This is a genomic window from Flavobacterium sp. (genome assembly GCF_049590715.1).
GTDB lineage: Bacteria > Bacteroidota > Bacteroidia > Flavobacteriales > Flavobacteriaceae > Flavobacterium.
The window spans coordinates 1-15,120 of the sequence record NZ_JBAWDL010000026.1; the positions used below are offsets into that span (position 1 = coordinate 1).

Sequence of the window (15,120 nt, forward strand, 5' to 3'; positions counted from 1 at the left end):
CTTCACCCTTTTGAGGTATATCTTTAGTATGATCTACTATAAATCCTCCTAAGGTTCCATAAGAATCACTTTCGGGAATATTTAGCTTATACGTTTGGTTCAAATATTCGACATCAAATCGAGTTGAAAATAAATAAGTATCTTCTTTAAGTTCTTTTTCTATTAATTCTTCATCTGAATCGTGTTCATCCTCAATTTCACCAAAAAGCTCTTCAACAATATCTTCTATAGTAATAATTCCTGATGTACCTCCATATTCATCAATAACCACCGCGACACTTTTTCTTTTTTTGGTTAACAAATCCATTACATCTTTTATAAAAATAGTCTCTGGTACAAATTCTACCGAAATAACGATGCTCTTAATATTTTTGGGTTTTTTGAACAAATCAAACGAATGTACATACCCCACAATATCATCAAATGAATTTTGATATACTAATATCTTCGAATAACCTGTTTCTATAAACAAATCTTTCAATTCTTCAATAGAATCAAATAAATCTATAGCTACAATCTCCGTACGAGGACTCATAATATCCCTAGCTTTGACACTCGAAAAATCCAAAGCATTTTGAAACATCTGAATCTCAGAATCCACTTCATCATCATCTTCAACGGTACTCATTTGCTCCGTAATATAATCTCCTAACTCTACCTTACTAAAAAACAACTGTATTTGATCTCCTTCGGTTCTAAAAAAACGTTTTAAGATAAAATCAGAAATCCAGATAAAAAATGAAGATATAAAATAAAATAGCTGGTAGAAAAGATAGGCTGGAATTGCAAAAAACTTAATTAAGGAATTGGCATAAATTTGAAAAAAAACTTTTGGCAAAAACTCCGCTGTAATCAGCACTATGATAGTAGACAAAAGGGTTTGCAAAAACAAACTAGACAAATTAGACATTAAAAACCCCAAAGCGTGAATACACTCTATTAGCAAATCACCCATAAAAAAACCATAAACTACTAGTGCAATATTGTTACCAATAAGCATTGCTGCAATAAACTTCGAAGGCTTCTCTGTTAATTTAGTTAGAATTTTAGAAAGAAAATTATCTTGTTTTTTTTCAATTTCGAGATATATCTTATTCGATGAGATAAATGCAATCTCCATCCCTGAAAAAAAAGCACTTAGTATTAAACACAATATTATAATACTAACTTCCATGGATTACGATTTTTTATTTTGGTCGTTAAATTTATTAGCAAATTTTCTACGGAAGAAAAACATAAAAACAGCCATACCAGCAATAAAAAAATGCAACCAGGGCTTGTTTTCAGACTCATTCCACTTTGATATTCCTTCGTATATAAAGAAAATAGCAAAAATCAGATAAACGTATTGCGTGTATTTTAAGTAATTCATTTAAAATTATATTTGTTTTTTTTAAGTAGACTAGCAAGTGAATTTATTCATCAGACTCAACCTCACCTGTTATTTTTTGAGAATTAATCATTTTAAAATCTTTACTAAAGTCGATTCCCTGACCATTTGACACTCCTTTGATATCCGTAAATTTAAACTTTTTTTCGGTAAAAAACCATTCATTTTTTTGATCATAAAACAATTGCTCCGTCAGTAATGTTTGGCCGTCTTGCGAAACAATTTTTACTTTTCCTTGTAAATCTATAATACTGGTCTGCCCATAAGATATTGCATAATTTGCAGTTACCCGCGTCGTTTTAGCCTTATTGTCATAAAGTGTAATATCAATACCTTTAGGGAATTCTGTAAATGGAAAATCAACATTAGAATAATCTAACATTCTTGGACTAACTAAAATCAATTTAATCAAACCTGAATCTGTATATTTCAAATTTAACTTATCCGCATCACCCCCAGGAATAAATTCAGAAAAATGACTCTTTTGAACTTCTTTGAAATTACTTTCACATCCAAAAAAGAGAGTCACAGCAAAAACTGTGACTACAAAAACAACCTTATTTTTTTTAAAAAAAACCATAGATTAAAAGTACGAATAAAAAACGTTTTTAATTAAACTTACGCTTCTCAAACCATTTATCATTAAGAGACAAACCAACACTTACATTCATGTAATTATCTTGGATAAGGCCTGCTGAAGTTGTCCCTCTTTTCCCTACCTCAAATCCAATATTAATATTCGAAAAAGCCCCTGTAATAGGCATTCCTAATCCTAAACTCAACCCCATATCGTTGATTGACTCGGAATTAACTACCAAACCGGTTTTTTCATATTTTAATCCACCTCTATATACGATGCGTTTAAGGTAATTTGTAAAAGAAGCATAATCAGGAATATAATACCCACCTAAACTAACACTTCCTGATTTTCCATATCCTACATTAGCAGACTGATTATAACTATTGGATAAATCAGAAGCGCCTTGAAAATCAACTTTTCCTGCTACTAACCATTTTTTAGACTCACCAATACCAGCACTAAGACTTATTTTAGAAGAGAAAGAAATCGTTCTATCAGCTTGTTCTACCGGTACAGTTTCTGAAGAAGTTTCAATCACTCTGGAGTTTTGAGAACTCAAACTATTCCCAAAAGTATAATTCAAACCACTATAAAAATTTAATTTTTTATTCAACTTGGCTTGATACATCGCACCTAAATTAAAATTCACTCCTGACAATTTAGAAGTATTCGTCTCACGAGTACCTGAAACAACATTATCAATTAATTGAGAATTAACAACTTCAATTGTTCCAAAGTTATAATTCAGATCAGCACCCACACTTACCTTTGAATTAATTTTATATCCTAACCCTAGGAAAACTTTATTTACCCCACCACTACTAGTATAAGTCGAACCAGTTGTCAAAGTATTATCAGTATATGTTTTTATATTATAACCAACCGAAGAATATGGAATCAATCCGAAACCAACTCCAAACTTACCCAATGGCAGTGCAACAGCCATATAATCCAACGTACTTCTTTGAGCATTCTCCGATTTTGAATCTGTTTTCAAAGTAGATTTATTAAAAGTCCCCCCTATAGTAAAAGAAGTCAACTTCAAACTAGCAAAACTAGCAGGATTTTGCAAGTTAATATGAATACTGTCTTGCTCCACTGCAATTCCTCCTATAGAACGAGACTCAACAGTACCTTTAAAACGAACATCTCCAATACCGTAAAAAGAATATGGCGAAGACGAACCTTCTTGAGCAAAAGAAATGAGCCCTAAAAATAAGCAAAGACTGGTTACAATTTTTTTAATCATTTTTGATTTTATATTGAAAAGTTTGATTCAAACTCTCTAAAAGGAAATTTGAATTGGCAAATATGGTATTTTTTAATCGTTTAGCCAAAAAATCTGTATCACCACCAGTTAAAATTATGATAAAGTTTAAACTCAGTTGCTTATATTTCTCTATGAAGCCATCTATTTCAAAGACCAATCCATTCACCACTCCAGAATGTATTGATTCCTCTGTAGAAGCTCCAATAATACCTTCAGGCATTTTTAAATCTAACAAAGGTAACTTTGAAGTGTGATCGTTTAATACTTTATAACGCAATTGCAAACCTGGTGTTATGGCTCCCCCTAGATAATTATCCTGCGCATCAATAAAATCATAGGTAACACAAGTACCTGCATCAATAACCAATCTATTTTGCTTAGGATACTTTAAAACCGCTCCTGCAGCAAGCACCATTCTATCAATTCCTAAAGTATGCGGTGTTTCATATTTATTTACAAATGGAAAAACGTCATTATGCGTCATAAAATGCACTTTTACCCTATTTTCGAAGACTAAAAAATCCTGTTTTTCTATATTTCCGACCGATGCAATGACCAAATCACTTGTTTTTTGATATTTTTCAAAACTTTTTTCAATTTTTTTTTGAAGTTCTTTTTTCTCAAAAACAAAACACTCCACAAGTATATCACCCTCAAAAACAGCACCTTTAATTCTTGTATTCCCTATGTCGATTGTTAAAACCATGATTCAAATTTTGATTTGGCGAAGATACGAATTGATTTTTTTTTAAAATTGTTTTGGTGAAACTAAAAAACATCCTATATTTGCACTCGCAATAAGCACGGTACCTTAGCTCAGTTGGTAGAGCAATGGACTGAAAATCCATGTGTCCCTGGTTCGAACCCTGGAGGTACCACAAAACCCACTAAGAAATTAGTGGGTTTTTTGTTTCTAGTATATTCTACAACCCAAGACCCCTCAAAACCAACTCAAGTATAAAAACAAAAAAGCCTAGTGCTAAAATAAGCAATAGGCTTTCTGTTAATTATAAATACGCAAAACATTTTGATTAACCTCAACACGATACTGTTTAAGAGGATACTTCTTCCCTGCACTTTGTCCAGAAAACAGATTGTACTCAGCCTGATCGCAAGGACAGACAACAGTTGTTTTATCAACTTTTAATACATCAGATGGATCCAGCTTCTTAAATCCCATTGTAGAGCAATCACTTAAAGCTTGATTAGGACAAGCAGCATCAAATGCATTATATCCACTTCCTGTATTTATAACAAAAATACCTTTAGCTCCTTGCCCTAATTGGTATATGGCATTACTTGGGAATTTCAAATCATTATACTGAGGCAAATCTAAATTGATTGTAAGACTAACAGGATAGTTAGGTATATAAGGATTTTGATTACTATTACTATTACTACTGCAACTCATTAAGAGGACTGAAATAAAAGGTAAAAAAAATATTTTTTTCATTATTTAAAATAAATTTAACTATTGGTGGAACAAATTTAATTTATTTAACCTTGAAAAACATAGGATTAACATATAATTATCGGACTTGATTATTGAGCTTTAAAAGTTACAACATTACAATCCTTGCCACTATTCCCTCTTCAAACAACCAACTATTTTTGTTTAATACTGCTACTTGATGTATTTATATTGCCTCAACAGGTTCTACATTTGACGTTGACCTCAACCCTAGATTAACACTTAACTATTGTTTAAAATTACTCTTTGACGTATTCCTGATTGCTACTGTAGTTTACCGAGCTAAATCTGGTGTTACTTGCGCTACACCACTGAAAACACTAAAAAAAAATACTAAAAATAAAATTTAGCTTTTTCATGATGTTAATTTAATGTTTAATTATTTAATTCCTCTCAAAAAACATACTAAACAATGAAATCCTTCACTAAGGCACTTTCATAATAATATCAACCTCACTAAAAATTTGTTACCTTATTTTTTACTTTTTTTTTAATTCTTTAAGACATTTATTGATTACAAAGCTAAATGATATAAAAAAAATATTAGTATCTTTGTGAAAAGAAATCCCGTCCTGATGGGATTTTTTCTATTTATATAAATGACAAACTATGAGCGCAATATCTTATTATACAGCAGAAGGATTAAAAAAACTAAGAGATGAATTGGATTATTTAAAATCCGTAATGCGACCAAAAGCTTCTGCAGATATAGCGGAAGCAAGAGACAAAGGGGATTTATCTGAAAATGCAGAATACGATGCCGCTAAGGAGGCACAAGGAATGTTAGAAATGCGTATTGCTAAATTAGAAGAAGTACATTCAAACGCAAGATTGATTGACGAGACACATTTAGATCTTTCAAAAGTTTTAGTTTTATCCAAAGTTAAAATAAAAAATCAAGCCAACGGAATGGAGATGAATTATACGCTTGTGGCTGAAAGTGAAGCGGATTTAAAAACAGGAAAAATTTCTGTTACTTCTCCTATTGGTAAAGGATTACTTGGAAAATCAGTTGGTGAAGTAGCTGAAATCACGGTTCCAAATGGTGTATTAAAATTTGAAATCATAGAGATCTCTAGAGAGTAAATTATTATCACACTGAGCTAAACCTGTCCTGAGTTTGCCGAAGGATCGAAGTGCTTTTAATCCAATTGAAACATGAGTTCTATTTTTACCAAAATTGTAAACGGAGAAATCCCTTGTTATAAAATAGCCGAAGATGATGACTATTTGGCTTTTTTAGATGTCAATCCAAATGCTAAAGGACATACACTTTGTATCCCTAAAGCCGAAATTGACAAACTATTTGAGATGGATGAAGCTCATTATTTAGGCTTGATGCAGTTCTCCAGAAAAGTAGCTCTTGCAATTGGGAAAACGATTCCTTGTGATAGAGTTGGAATTTCGGTAATCGGGCTTGAAGTTCCTCATGCTCATGTGCATCTTATTCCTATTAATCACATGGATGATATGCGCTTTTTATCGAAAGTATCTTTGACTACCGAAGAATTTCAAACTATTGCAAAGGATATCCAAGCAAACTTATAGTTCTGTTTCCAAGATGAAACAGTTGTTGCTACTCCACTTTTTATTTATCACTCTTATTAGTTTTGGCCAAACCAATTCTAACTACGACTTGATAGATAAAAAAATAAGAGAAATACCCGCAGATTTCACTAATTCCACGGAACATCTTGCAAATTACATCAATGCCTATTTTAAAACGGACGAAGAAAAAATTCGAGCCGTTTTTTATTGGACTGCCTCGAACATTAGTTACGATATAAAAAATAGACTAGCACAAAATGGAAGTATTCCCAGTCAAGAAAAAATAGCAAAAGCTTTAAAAACTAGAAAAGGAGTTTGTATTGATTATGCAGAAGTTTTCAATTCCATTGCCAATCAAGTGGGAATAAAAACGCACATCATTGAAGGCTACACTAAACAAAATGGAAAAGTTAATACTATTGCTCATGCTTGGTGCGCTTCAAAAATTGATAACAACTGGTACTTATTTGATCCTACTTGGGGTGCTGGTGGTGCATTGAACGGTTCTTTTATCAAAAAAATGAATTTTAATTGGTTCAAAGTCACTCCTAATAAAATGACACTTTCACATCTTCCATTTGATTATTTATGGCAATTTATTGCAGAGCCATTGACAAATGATGAATTTATTTCAGGTAAAATACAAACGAATAAGCCTAAGAAAAATTTTGATTTTGAAACTGAAATAGATAAATACCTTTTGTTGCCTAAAGGTGATCAATTTATTGAATCTACGGCACGAGTAGAAGGAAATGGTTATAAAGCCCCTGTGGTAATTGATTATTTGGCAGTTGCAAATAAAAACAGAACGGGATCAATTCAAAACAAAGGAATTGAAAGATTAAATACTATTGTCGCTCAATACAACCAAGCTATCGTTTTATTAAACGATTTTGTTTTTTATCGAAACAACAAATTCAAACCTACCTACTCTGACGAACAAATCGAAAAAATGATTTTAGCTCCTAGAGAGACATTACAAAAATGTCAAGATGAAATTTATACCATAGGGCCAGTTGGAGCTGAAAACACAACCGCTTTAACCAATACTAAAAGATTGATTAGTGACGCACTGAAATCAAATAACGAACAGTACCAGTTTGTTCAAGAATACCTCAAAAAATCTAAAATTGGTCGTAAGTTGATGTTTAGCAAACTTAGCTTATCAGGAATTCCTCGGCGATAAAAAAGCACTTCAACAAGCTAAGTGTTACAAATTGCAATCAATTACACTCAAAGAATTTAAGTTTATTCTTTTTCCAATACTTTAATGTCTTCCGATAAAGATGACATACTTGTAGGATCCAAACTGTTGTAAATTCCTCTTATGATGCGATTTTTATCAATGAGTACAAAATTTTCGGTATGTAGAAAGATGGAGCTGTCTTTGTTTTCGCCTAGATCTTCTTCTACAAAATAAAATTTACGTCCTAGATTGTAAATCTCTTCTTTGGATCCTGTGAGCAGTTTCCATTTGTTGTAGTTGATGTTATTCTTTGTAGCATAATCTGCCAAAACAGAAACAGTATCTTTTTCAGGTGTTACCGAATGGGATAGCAATAGTATAGTATCATCATTTAAAAATTCCTTTTGTATCACTGACATGCTGTTGGTCATTTTTGGACAAATACCTGGACAGGAAGTAAAAAAGAAATCTACTACGCAAATCTTACCGTCAAGGTCTTTTTCTGAAAATGATTTCCCTTCTTGATCGGTTAATTTAAAAGAGCGGATTTTATGAAAACTTTCCTCCGATGGTAGTTCCCACACTGGTGTAAAATTAGCGGTATTGTAATACGGTAATTTCCTAGTTTTGTCTTGACAAGAAAACAAAACGAGTCCTAAGAAGAGTAGTACTATTTTTGATTGGATGGTGGTTCTCATAATTTATTAATTTTAAATGATTTTTGAATGTAGATTAACGATTCTTGATTTCAGATTTTGTGTTACTGCATACAAAAACATTTGTTTTATAGGTTCCGTTCATCTCTAATGCTTTGCCAGTTCAATGTCTCTTGAGTCATAACCATTTATCAAAAAACTCTAATTAAATCTATCCTCAGATCTTAATTTTACTGCAAGGTTTGCGTAAGGGATAGAAGTGAAAATCCTTTTTATTATGGAGCTTTTGCGAAATAATAAAAAGATTGTAACGGATAGCCCGACCCGTAGTTTTTACGGAGGGGTACGCCCAAATACTGCTTGATTTACTTCTTAAACTCTAATGTGGATTGCAGCTTTTCATCTCTTAAGGTGTAGCACAAATTTGATTTTTGCAAACCATAACGATGTCCGTCTTTGACTTCGTAGTTGATATAAGGCTTTCCGTTGAGACGCCATGCTTGCTGCATTCCGTCTTCTCGATCATTTTTGAACATCAAGAAACAATAAGGGCTTCCGGTTTCATACCATTGTTTTTGTAGGCCTTCACGTTTGTCGTTGTGGTAGATGAAATCAAATTTTTGATGTCCATTTTCCCAAAAACCGTAATGTCTGCCGTAGGATTTCCCAGCTTTGTAGGAACGGGAATCCTTGAGCTTTCCGTCCAAATAATAACTGGTTGTGATGCCGTGCTGTTGTCCTTTCAAGAATGAGAACACCGCTTTGACTTGGGTGGGATTGTACATTTCCTTTACAAAGCCCGAGAAAATTTTATTGTTGTAAGAGACGATTCCGTTATCCAATTTGATGTTTTCATCATTGGATGAAATAGTGTCTTTCGGTATTTCTGAAGTAGGAACAACCAAAGAAGAGGCGCGTACCACCTCTTCCTCAGTCGTCTTTTTACAACCTATAATAACGGTTGCGAAAAATAACCAACTTATAAATTTAAAAAGTAAATGTTCCTTTAGTACCATGATAACTTCCTGCTTTTAATATGTAAAAACCTGAATCCATATAATTCACATTTGAACAGTGGTAGTGATAAATTCCGGCTGGATAATCTGCTGTAGCCGCTGTATGTCCTCCGTTTGAATCTAAGTTAGAAGGATAAGTTCCGTCTTTATCTTTACGTCCGTAGATAGGAAAACCATCTCTTAACCAACCAATCAATTTAGCATCATCATCAGAGGTGAAATCACCGTTAAAATGATAATGGTATAAACCTCCAGGACCACTATGCGCTCCTGCTCTATCAAATGATTTTAATGTTCCTGCATCAACGGGTACGTTCCCCCCTTCGCGGTCATTATAAATAGCAACTCCATTTAGAGCCATTCCGATAGGTCCTAGGGACGTTTCTTCCTTTGAACTTGCAGCAACTGGGTTTAACGGTATAGTCATTACAAAAACTTGTTCTTGCAAGTTCCCAGGATTGACAGTGTAGCCAGTGGTTTGTGCTTCATAAAGTGTATTTCCTGTTCCCCAATATGGCGTAACGTGATCAGGCACCCCTTTTGACTTTAGTGTTAACGAAGTCCCGTTAGAAGACAAGGTTACAGCCGTTTTATAATTAGCACTGAATAAGGTAGGTACGGTTGCTGTTCCTTCCGCTTCAGTTGTCGTATCTGAATCGCTACTGCTACAACTTACAATGGTTACAATGCTTAAAGCAATGCCAAGAATCACTAAATTATTTTTTATGCTTTTCATTGTCGAATTTATTTACTTTTTGTTTTCTGGCTTTCTACCTTCTGGCTTAGGCGCTTTTTTCAATTCCTCTTTTGTTAAGAAGCCATCTTTATTGGTGTCAATTTTTGTAAAAACATCTTTTAATGGTCCTTTGATTTCTGCTTTTGAAAGTTTACCATCTTTGTTGGCATCCATTTGTTTGAAAATTTCATCAACTGTTGGTGGCTTTTTACCTTCTTCTCCTTGTGGTGGTTGTGCATAAGAAATACATGTTCCTGCAACTAATACTATTGCACTGTAAAGGGTGTTTTTTAATGTTTTATTTTTCATAGCTATAGATTTGAAATTAGTATTGAATTCAAAGATGGACATTTATTTAAAGCCTATTTTTAATATCAAGTAAATGAGCTTTACTTTTCAGCGAATGCCTTATCGTAAGTGCTTTAATTTTTTAAATAAGAATTAACGGCAGCGGTTCTTGCTGTAACATGCGTACTTAAGGCATTAATTGCCGTTTGAAATTCGCTACTATTATTCAAAAAAGTATGGCCTGATATTTCGGTAATAGCATACGGTTTTATTAATTCTCCATAGCTCGTGTACTTAGCCTTCATTGTTGTTTCATTGAAAGCGTTAGTAATAGCGTCTTTTACATAGGTATCATATTTCGCTTTGTAGGTTGCATCATTGTACATGTACCCAATCAGTGGCCATGATGCGCTACTTAAACCTGAGAAATTTAAAGCTAATGAGCCTCCTTGATTTCCTGTTTGTAATGCTTCGTTATTATCCCACGGAATCCATGATAATTTCTTAGTATCAGGATTGTTGTATAAATAATAATTGTGTGTCATTTTACCGTATGTATCCCAGTTTTGAATTACCGTATTGACTGCTAAGTATTTCAAAAAAGCATCGGTATCAAAAACTGATTCTAAATTCGTTCTCCAAGTTGCAGCATCAGTCGTTCTATTAGTAGCGTGTAATGCCGCAAATAAATTATTGATGTCTGTGTAATCTGCTGCATCTTCATTTGTTTTCTTTACAAATACTCCTGTAGAAAAAGTACCAAAAGCAAAACTTGCTCCTGTTCCATCAGGCTTGTATAAATTACCATCATTATTTGAAAATTGGGTATCAATAAGAGAATCATCAACCTCTTCCACTAAAGTATATACTCCAAAATAAACGGGACCATCCCCATGATCTACATAAACGCTATATAATGCGGCATGAGAAGATGCTAGTCCGGAAGCTCTAAAAATATCCGTTGCTACTTTTTCTCGAAGCATCGATTTGTCGTTGTAGTTGTTTTTTAAACTTAATTTCTTGAAACCATAAAAACGCTGATTGTCAATTTGAGGATAAATATCTTCATACTCATCAAAATCCAATTTAAAGGATAATTTTAAGTTTCCGCTTGACCAAGTAGATTGCAAACTAGAATTTCCCTTAAAGCGAACACCCACTCGATACCATTGTTTTCCATTATAAAAAACCTCAGCAGGAACCATAATCGGATCTTCATCGGTTGCTATTAAGGAATTGCCACCTGAAGATCGCCCGAAAGTTCCGTAATTTTTAGTCATATCAGCTAGCATAATTTGCCAGCGCGTTTTGCTTATCACAATATCCAAACGTTTTACGGTGTTGTCAGCAAAAACTTCATCAAAATTAGGATCTGCTTTTTTACTGTGGGTTGCAGTTGTCCAGTCTGTAGCTACAAAATCAGTGTCATCAAAAACAAGTTCAGGAGTAGCTTCCTCAGTTTCCTCAGCAACAGCATCGTCTTTAGAACATGAACTTATGAATAGTAGTTGTACAGCTAAAAAAAGTATTACGCTTATTTTTTTCATTTGAATAAAATTTAAAGATTTGTATAGTTCAAATATGCGCATTTGAAACATACCCTTTTGAGAGAATCAGTCAATTGCCTTAGGTTCTCGGCGAATACCCCATAATTGAGGGATATCAAAAAGAGAATAGCAGCATACGAATCATTTATATGCCTTTGTTCAATTGGATTACGACCTTTTTACTCTTGAAAAACTTCCCTTTTTAATTTTCAGTAAATGCCTTTATCTTTTCAGTAGTTGCCATTATCACAACCTTAAACAGCGATTTTGAAGGGTGTAATTTAAGCTGATTTCAAAATTGCTAAATTTTTATTGTTTTTATTTGTAGTATCAAATAGTCATTCAATTCACTTTCCCATATAAGCTAAGGCAAAAATGAAATAGGACTTTTAAAAAATTACCGTTATGAACAAAATTACTCGAGCGCTTTTTCAGGTTTCCTTTTGGGCAGTTATATGGATCGTTATGGGGTTATCTCAAGAAGAATTTATCCGTTTTTTTCATGAAAACTGGTTGGCTTATTTATTCCAAGTACTCTTAATTTTTAGTTTAATCTACGTATTAGCGCCGCACCTACTTTTCAAAAAACGATATATCGAGTTTGCCGTACTATCCATAGGTTTGATTGTGATTTTTGCTTTTATTTCATCACAGTTCGTGGGCGCTCCCGAAAGACCTCATGGACCACCACCGCCACACGAGGGCAGACAACGTGGTATTCCAAGCCCTTTATTTATTAATTTATTGATTATTACGGTGTCTTATATTTTGACAATTTTTGTTGAGACTTTTTCGTTTGCACAAAAGAAAGAAGAAGACTTGATTTTGAGTAAATCTGAAACGATGGAAACCGAATTGAAATTCTTAAAATCACAGATCAATCCCCATTTTTTATTCAATTCGTTGAATAACATTTATGCGCTATCCGCCATTGACCCTCAAAAGACACAGGACAGCATTTTGTATCTCTCAGACATGCTACGCTACGTTTTGTACGAATGTGAAAAGCCAATGGTTCCTGTCGAAAAAGAGGTTACCTATATCGAGGATTTCATCAAGTTATTCGAGTTAAAAAGTAGCAAAAGCTATCCCATCAAAACCCAGTTTTCAATAGAGAATCCACAGTTACAAATCGTTCCCATGTTGTTGATTCCTTTTGTTGAAAATGCGTTTAAACATAGTAATATTCACAATACATTTGAATCCTTTATTGAAATAAAAATTGAAACAACTGGCGAAATGATTTTGTTTGAAATTGAAAACAGTCTCAGTAAAGCGCCAATTAGCAAAGATAAAGTAGGGGGAATAGGGATTCGTAATGTGCAAAAAAGATTATCTTTACTTTACCCTGAGAAACACGAGTTGCTGATTACTCAAGATCAATATTCGTATAAAGTAGTATTAAAAATTAACACCCATGCATAAATGCATTATTATTGATGACGAAGAATTAGCAAGAGGATTGCTCCAAAGTTATGTGGCCAAATTAGATTTCCTAGAATTGGTTGCCTCTTACGAAAATCCTTTGGACGCGTTAGAATGTTTAAAAAAGGAAGATATCAAACTTGTTTTCCTAGATATTCAAATGCCCCAAATCAAAGGTACTGACTTTGCTAAACTAATTCCTTCGACAACAAAAATCATTTTTACAACGGCTTATTCTGAATATGCTTTGGAAGGTTTTGAGCTGAGTGCTATTGATTATTTATTGAAGCCAATTACTTTTCAACGGTTTTTGAAAGCGGTGCAAAAAATTCAATCTGAAGAAACATCCTCGTCCACAGTTAAAACGATCACCGTTAAATCAGGTTATGATTTATTCAAACTCAAAATAGACGAAATATCACATATTGAAAGCGATAGTGAGTATGCTATTTTCTATACGCCTACCCGCAAAGTAATGAGTTTACAATCCTTAAAATCACTGGAAAAAACATTGGACTCGGGCATTTTTATTCGGGTGCATCGTTCTTATATTGTCAACAGGAATATGGTTACGGGTCTTAAAGGTAGAGACCTTTCATTAGGGTCTATCCAAATTCCTGTGAGTGATAGTTATTATGAATTGGTGAAGAAGGAGCTGTTTTCTTGAAAAACTTCACAGAAATATAAACAGAAGCACTCTCCTAAATCATAGCCCCGATAGAAACGAAAATCCTTGTGGGGGCTGGCATTTCGCCACCACAAGATTGCAGTGGATAGCGGGAACTGTCATTGTTAATAGCACTATCATTCTGCTCCTAATAAAGCAAAAAAAAGCTACCAACCTTTTTAAAGATTGATAGCTTTTTTGAATTCTATATAGTAACTATTAGATGTTAGCAGCTAAATAGTCACCAACTTCTTTAGTACCGTAAGCTTTTCCGCCGTCGGCTAAATCTTCAGTAACTATACCCGACTCTAGTGCTTTGTTTACTGCATCTCTCATCGCTTTTCCTTCTTCCATCAAACCAAAGTTTTCAAACATCATTGCTGCCGATAGAACAGTTGCCATAGGATTTGCAATATTCAACCCTGTTGCTTGTGGATAGGATCCGTGGATAGGCTCAAACAAAGACACCTCAGCACCCATAGATGCAGACGGCATTAATCCCATTGATCCAGAGATTACAGAAGCTTCATCAGTTAAGATGTCTCCAAACAAGTTCTCAGTAATTAATACATCATAAGAGTTTGGCCATTGCACCAAACGCATAGCAACTGCATCAACAAACTCATAAGAAACTTCTACTTCAGGATAATCTTTTTCCATTGCTTGTACTGTTTCTCTCCACAGACGGGAAGTTTCAAGTACGTTAGCTTTATCTACACAACACAATCTTTTGCTACGAGTCATTGCTAATTCAAAACCTTTTTTGGCCAAACGTTGTACTTCATGTCTTGTATATACACAGTTGTCAAAAGCAGTTTCTCCACCGTCTCTTCTCCCTTTTTCTCCAAAGTAGATTCCACCAGTTAACTCTCTCAAGAAAACCAAATCAGTTCCTTCGATACGTTCTCTTTTTAATGGAGATTTATCCAACAAAGATGGGAATGTAAAAGTAGGTCTCACGTTTGCAAACAAACCTAAAGCTTTACGCATTTTTAACAAACCTTGCTCTGGACGTACGGGTGCAGAAGGATCGTTATCGTATTTTGGGTGACCAATAGCACCAAACAAAACAGCATCAGCATTTTTACAAATTTCGTGTGTTGCATCTGGATAAGGTTCTCCCACTGCATCAATAGCAGCTGCACCAGTTAAAGCTGGTTTCCAAGTGATTTCATGTCCAAATTTTTGTGCAATTGCATCTGATACTTTTACTGCTTGATCAATTACTTCAGGTCCGATTCCGTCCCCTGCCAAAAGTGCGATATTTAATTTCATATTGATTGTTTTTTCCTTTACACTGCCTTTTCCGCCTTGACGACTAAGATGCTGTTGTAAAGAAT

The 15,120-nt window shown here is 33.9% G+C and carries 17 protein-coding genes and 1 tRNA gene; 6 read left to right on the top strand and 12 right to left on the bottom strand.

From position 1 onward, the window contains the following. The 5 genes from WBQ70_RS01505 to WBQ70_RS01525 all read right to left on the bottom strand — a co-directional run. Positions 1-1,174, bottom strand: a 1,174-nt coding sequence (locus WBQ70_RS01505) for a hemolysin family protein (RefSeq protein ID WP_423909597.1), incomplete at its 3' end; no start/stop codon positions are given. A 3-nt stretch (positions 1,175-1,177) separates the two neighbouring features. After that, entirely contained in the window at positions 1,178-1,372 is a 195-nt protein-coding gene (locus tag WBQ70_RS01510; RefSeq protein ID WP_423909599.1) for a hypothetical protein, read from the bottom strand. Positions 1,373-1,415: 43 nt separating this feature from the next. Beyond that, complete coding sequence (gene lptC, locus WBQ70_RS01515) at positions 1,416-1,970, bottom strand: LPS export ABC transporter periplasmic protein LptC (protein WP_423909602.1); 555 nt, start codon at positions 1,968-1,970, stop codon at positions 1,416-1,418. A 28-nt stretch (positions 1,971-1,998) separates the two neighbouring features. Beyond that, positions 1,999-3,219, bottom strand: a complete 1,221-nt coding sequence (locus WBQ70_RS01520) for a hypothetical protein (RefSeq protein ID WP_423909604.1) — start codon at positions 3,217-3,219, stop codon at positions 1,999-2,001. After that, positions 3,212-3,946, bottom strand: coding sequence for a type III pantothenate kinase (locus WBQ70_RS01525; protein WP_423909607.1), 735 nt, complete (start codon positions 3,944-3,946; stop codon positions 3,212-3,214). Before WBQ70_RS01525 ends, WBQ70_RS01520 begins: the two co-directional genes overlap by 8 nt. A 99-nt stretch (positions 3,947-4,045) precedes the next feature. Here WBQ70_RS01525 and WBQ70_RS01530 point away from each other — a divergent pair. Next, positions 4,046-4,118 (top strand) — tRNA-Phe (locus WBQ70_RS01530). 125 nt (positions 4,119-4,243) lie between these two features. Here the strand turns inward: WBQ70_RS01530 and WBQ70_RS01535 are convergent. Continuing rightward, positions 4,244-4,693: a Rieske (2Fe-2S) protein gene (locus WBQ70_RS01535; RefSeq protein WP_423909610.1), complete on the bottom strand. Its 450-nt coding sequence runs from the start codon at positions 4,691-4,693 to the stop codon at positions 4,244-4,246. Between the two features lie 627 nt (positions 4,694-5,320). Here WBQ70_RS01535 and greA point away from each other — a divergent pair. From greA to WBQ70_RS01550, 3 genes are all read left to right on the top strand, one after another. Beyond that, on the top strand, positions 5,321-5,797 hold the full coding sequence (gene greA / locus WBQ70_RS01540; RefSeq protein WP_423909613.1) for a transcription elongation factor GreA: 477 nt from the start codon (positions 5,321-5,323) through the stop codon (positions 5,795-5,797). Positions 5,798-5,869: 72 nt separating this feature from the next. After that, on the top strand, positions 5,870-6,259 hold the full coding sequence (locus WBQ70_RS01545; protein ID WP_423909616.1) for an HIT family protein: 390 nt from the start codon (positions 5,870-5,872) through the stop codon (positions 6,257-6,259). Between the two features lie 13 nt (positions 6,260-6,272). Then, positions 6,273-7,445, top strand: a complete 1,173-nt coding sequence (locus WBQ70_RS01550) for a transglutaminase domain-containing protein (protein ID WP_423909618.1) — start codon at positions 6,273-6,275, stop codon at positions 7,443-7,445. 62 nt (positions 7,446-7,507) lie between these two features. On the opposite strand, the gene WBQ70_RS01555 is transcribed toward WBQ70_RS01550, so the two are convergent. The 5 genes from WBQ70_RS01555 to WBQ70_RS01575 form a co-directional block, all read right to left on the bottom strand. Continuing rightward, positions 7,508-8,143 (bottom strand): SCO family protein, encoded by a 636-nt coding sequence (locus WBQ70_RS01555; protein ID WP_423909621.1) that lies wholly within the window; start codon positions 8,141-8,143, stop codon positions 7,508-7,510. A 323-nt stretch (positions 8,144-8,466) separates the two neighbouring features. Further along, a complete protein-coding gene (locus WBQ70_RS01560; RefSeq protein ID WP_423909624.1) occupies positions 8,467-9,117 on the bottom strand; it encodes a toxin-antitoxin system YwqK family antitoxin in 651 nt (216 codons plus the stop codon). After that, complete coding sequence (locus tag WBQ70_RS01565) at positions 9,089-9,853, bottom strand: YHYH protein (RefSeq protein WP_423909627.1); 765 nt, start codon at positions 9,851-9,853, stop codon at positions 9,089-9,091. Before WBQ70_RS01565 ends, WBQ70_RS01560 begins: the two co-directional genes overlap by 29 nt. 12 nt (positions 9,854-9,865) lie before the next feature. Next, positions 9,866-10,162 (bottom strand): EF-hand domain-containing protein, encoded by a 297-nt coding sequence (locus WBQ70_RS01570; RefSeq protein WP_423909630.1) that lies wholly within the window; start codon positions 10,160-10,162, stop codon positions 9,866-9,868. A 113-nt stretch (positions 10,163-10,275) separates the two neighbouring features. Continuing rightward, positions 10,276-11,688: a CotH kinase family protein gene (locus WBQ70_RS01575; RefSeq protein WP_423909632.1), complete on the bottom strand. Its 1,413-nt coding sequence runs from the start codon at positions 11,686-11,688 to the stop codon at positions 10,276-10,278. A 405-nt stretch (positions 11,689-12,093) separates the two neighbouring features. Here WBQ70_RS01575 and WBQ70_RS01580 point away from each other — a divergent pair, with 405 nt between their 5' ends. Both WBQ70_RS01580 and WBQ70_RS01585 read left to right on the top strand, forming a co-directional pair. Continuing rightward, positions 12,094-13,113: a sensor histidine kinase gene (locus tag WBQ70_RS01580; protein ID WP_423909635.1), complete on the top strand. Its 1,020-nt coding sequence runs from the start codon at positions 12,094-12,096 to the stop codon at positions 13,111-13,113. Next, positions 13,106-13,780, top strand: a complete 675-nt coding sequence (locus tag WBQ70_RS01585; protein WP_423909637.1) for a LytR/AlgR family response regulator transcription factor — start codon at positions 13,106-13,108, stop codon at positions 13,778-13,780. The genes WBQ70_RS01580 and WBQ70_RS01585 overlap by 8 nt, the downstream gene beginning before the upstream one ends. Before the next feature lie 219 nt (positions 13,781-13,999). Here WBQ70_RS01585 and leuB read toward each other — a convergent pair whose 3' ends face one another. Further along, entirely contained in the window at positions 14,000-15,055 is a 1,056-nt protein-coding gene (gene leuB, locus WBQ70_RS01590) for a 3-isopropylmalate dehydrogenase (protein WP_423909639.1), read from the bottom strand. Positions 15,056-15,120: the final 65 nt, after the last annotated feature.

Excerpts from the sequence above, each read along its gene's own strand:
- WBQ70_RS01510 (WP_423909599.1), bottom strand. The coding sequence starts at position 1,372 with ATGAATTACTTAAAATACACGCAATACGTTTATCTGATTTTTGCTATT.
- lptC (WP_423909602.1), bottom strand. The coding sequence starts at position 1,970 with ATGGTTTTTTTTAAAAAAAATAAGGTTGTTTTTGTAGTCACAGTTTTT.
- WBQ70_RS01520 (WP_423909604.1), bottom strand. The coding sequence starts at position 3,219 with ATGATTAAAAAAATTGTAACCAGTCTTTGCTTATTTTTAGGGCTCATT.
- WBQ70_RS01525 (WP_423909607.1), bottom strand. The coding sequence starts at position 3,946 with ATGGTTTTAACAATCGACATAGGGAATACAAGAATTAAAGGTGCTGTT.
- WBQ70_RS01535 (WP_423909610.1), bottom strand. The coding sequence starts at position 4,693 with ATGAAAAAAATATTTTTTTTACCTTTTATTTCAGTCCTCTTAATGAGT.
- greA (WP_423909613.1), top strand. The coding sequence starts at position 5,321 with ATGAGCGCAATATCTTATTATACAGCAGAAGGATTAAAAAAACTAAGA.
- WBQ70_RS01545 (WP_423909616.1), top strand. The coding sequence starts at position 5,870 with ATGAGTTCTATTTTTACCAAAATTGTAAACGGAGAAATCCCTTGTTAT.
- WBQ70_RS01550 (WP_423909618.1), top strand. The coding sequence starts at position 6,273 with ATGAAACAGTTGTTGCTACTCCACTTTTTATTTATCACTCTTATTAGT.
- WBQ70_RS01555 (WP_423909621.1), bottom strand. The coding sequence starts at position 8,143 with ATGAGAACCACCATCCAATCAAAAATAGTACTACTCTTCTTAGGACTC.
- WBQ70_RS01560 (WP_423909624.1), bottom strand. The coding sequence starts at position 9,117 with ATGGTACTAAAGGAACATTTACTTTTTAAATTTATAAGTTGGTTATTT.
- WBQ70_RS01565 (WP_423909627.1), bottom strand. The coding sequence starts at position 9,853 with ATGAAAAGCATAAAAAATAATTTAGTGATTCTTGGCATTGCTTTAAGC.
- WBQ70_RS01570 (WP_423909630.1), bottom strand. The coding sequence starts at position 10,162 with ATGAAAAATAAAACATTAAAAAACACCCTTTACAGTGCAATAGTATTA.
- WBQ70_RS01575 (WP_423909632.1), bottom strand. The coding sequence starts at position 11,688 with ATGAAAAAAATAAGCGTAATACTTTTTTTAGCTGTACAACTACTATTC.
- WBQ70_RS01580 (WP_423909635.1), top strand. The coding sequence starts at position 12,094 with ATGAACAAAATTACTCGAGCGCTTTTTCAGGTTTCCTTTTGGGCAGTT.
- WBQ70_RS01585 (WP_423909637.1), top strand. The coding sequence starts at position 13,106 with ATGCATAAATGCATTATTATTGATGACGAAGAATTAGCAAGAGGATTG.
- leuB (WP_423909639.1), bottom strand. The coding sequence starts at position 15,055 with ATGAAATTAAATATCGCACTTTTGGCAGGGGACGGAATCGGACCTGAA.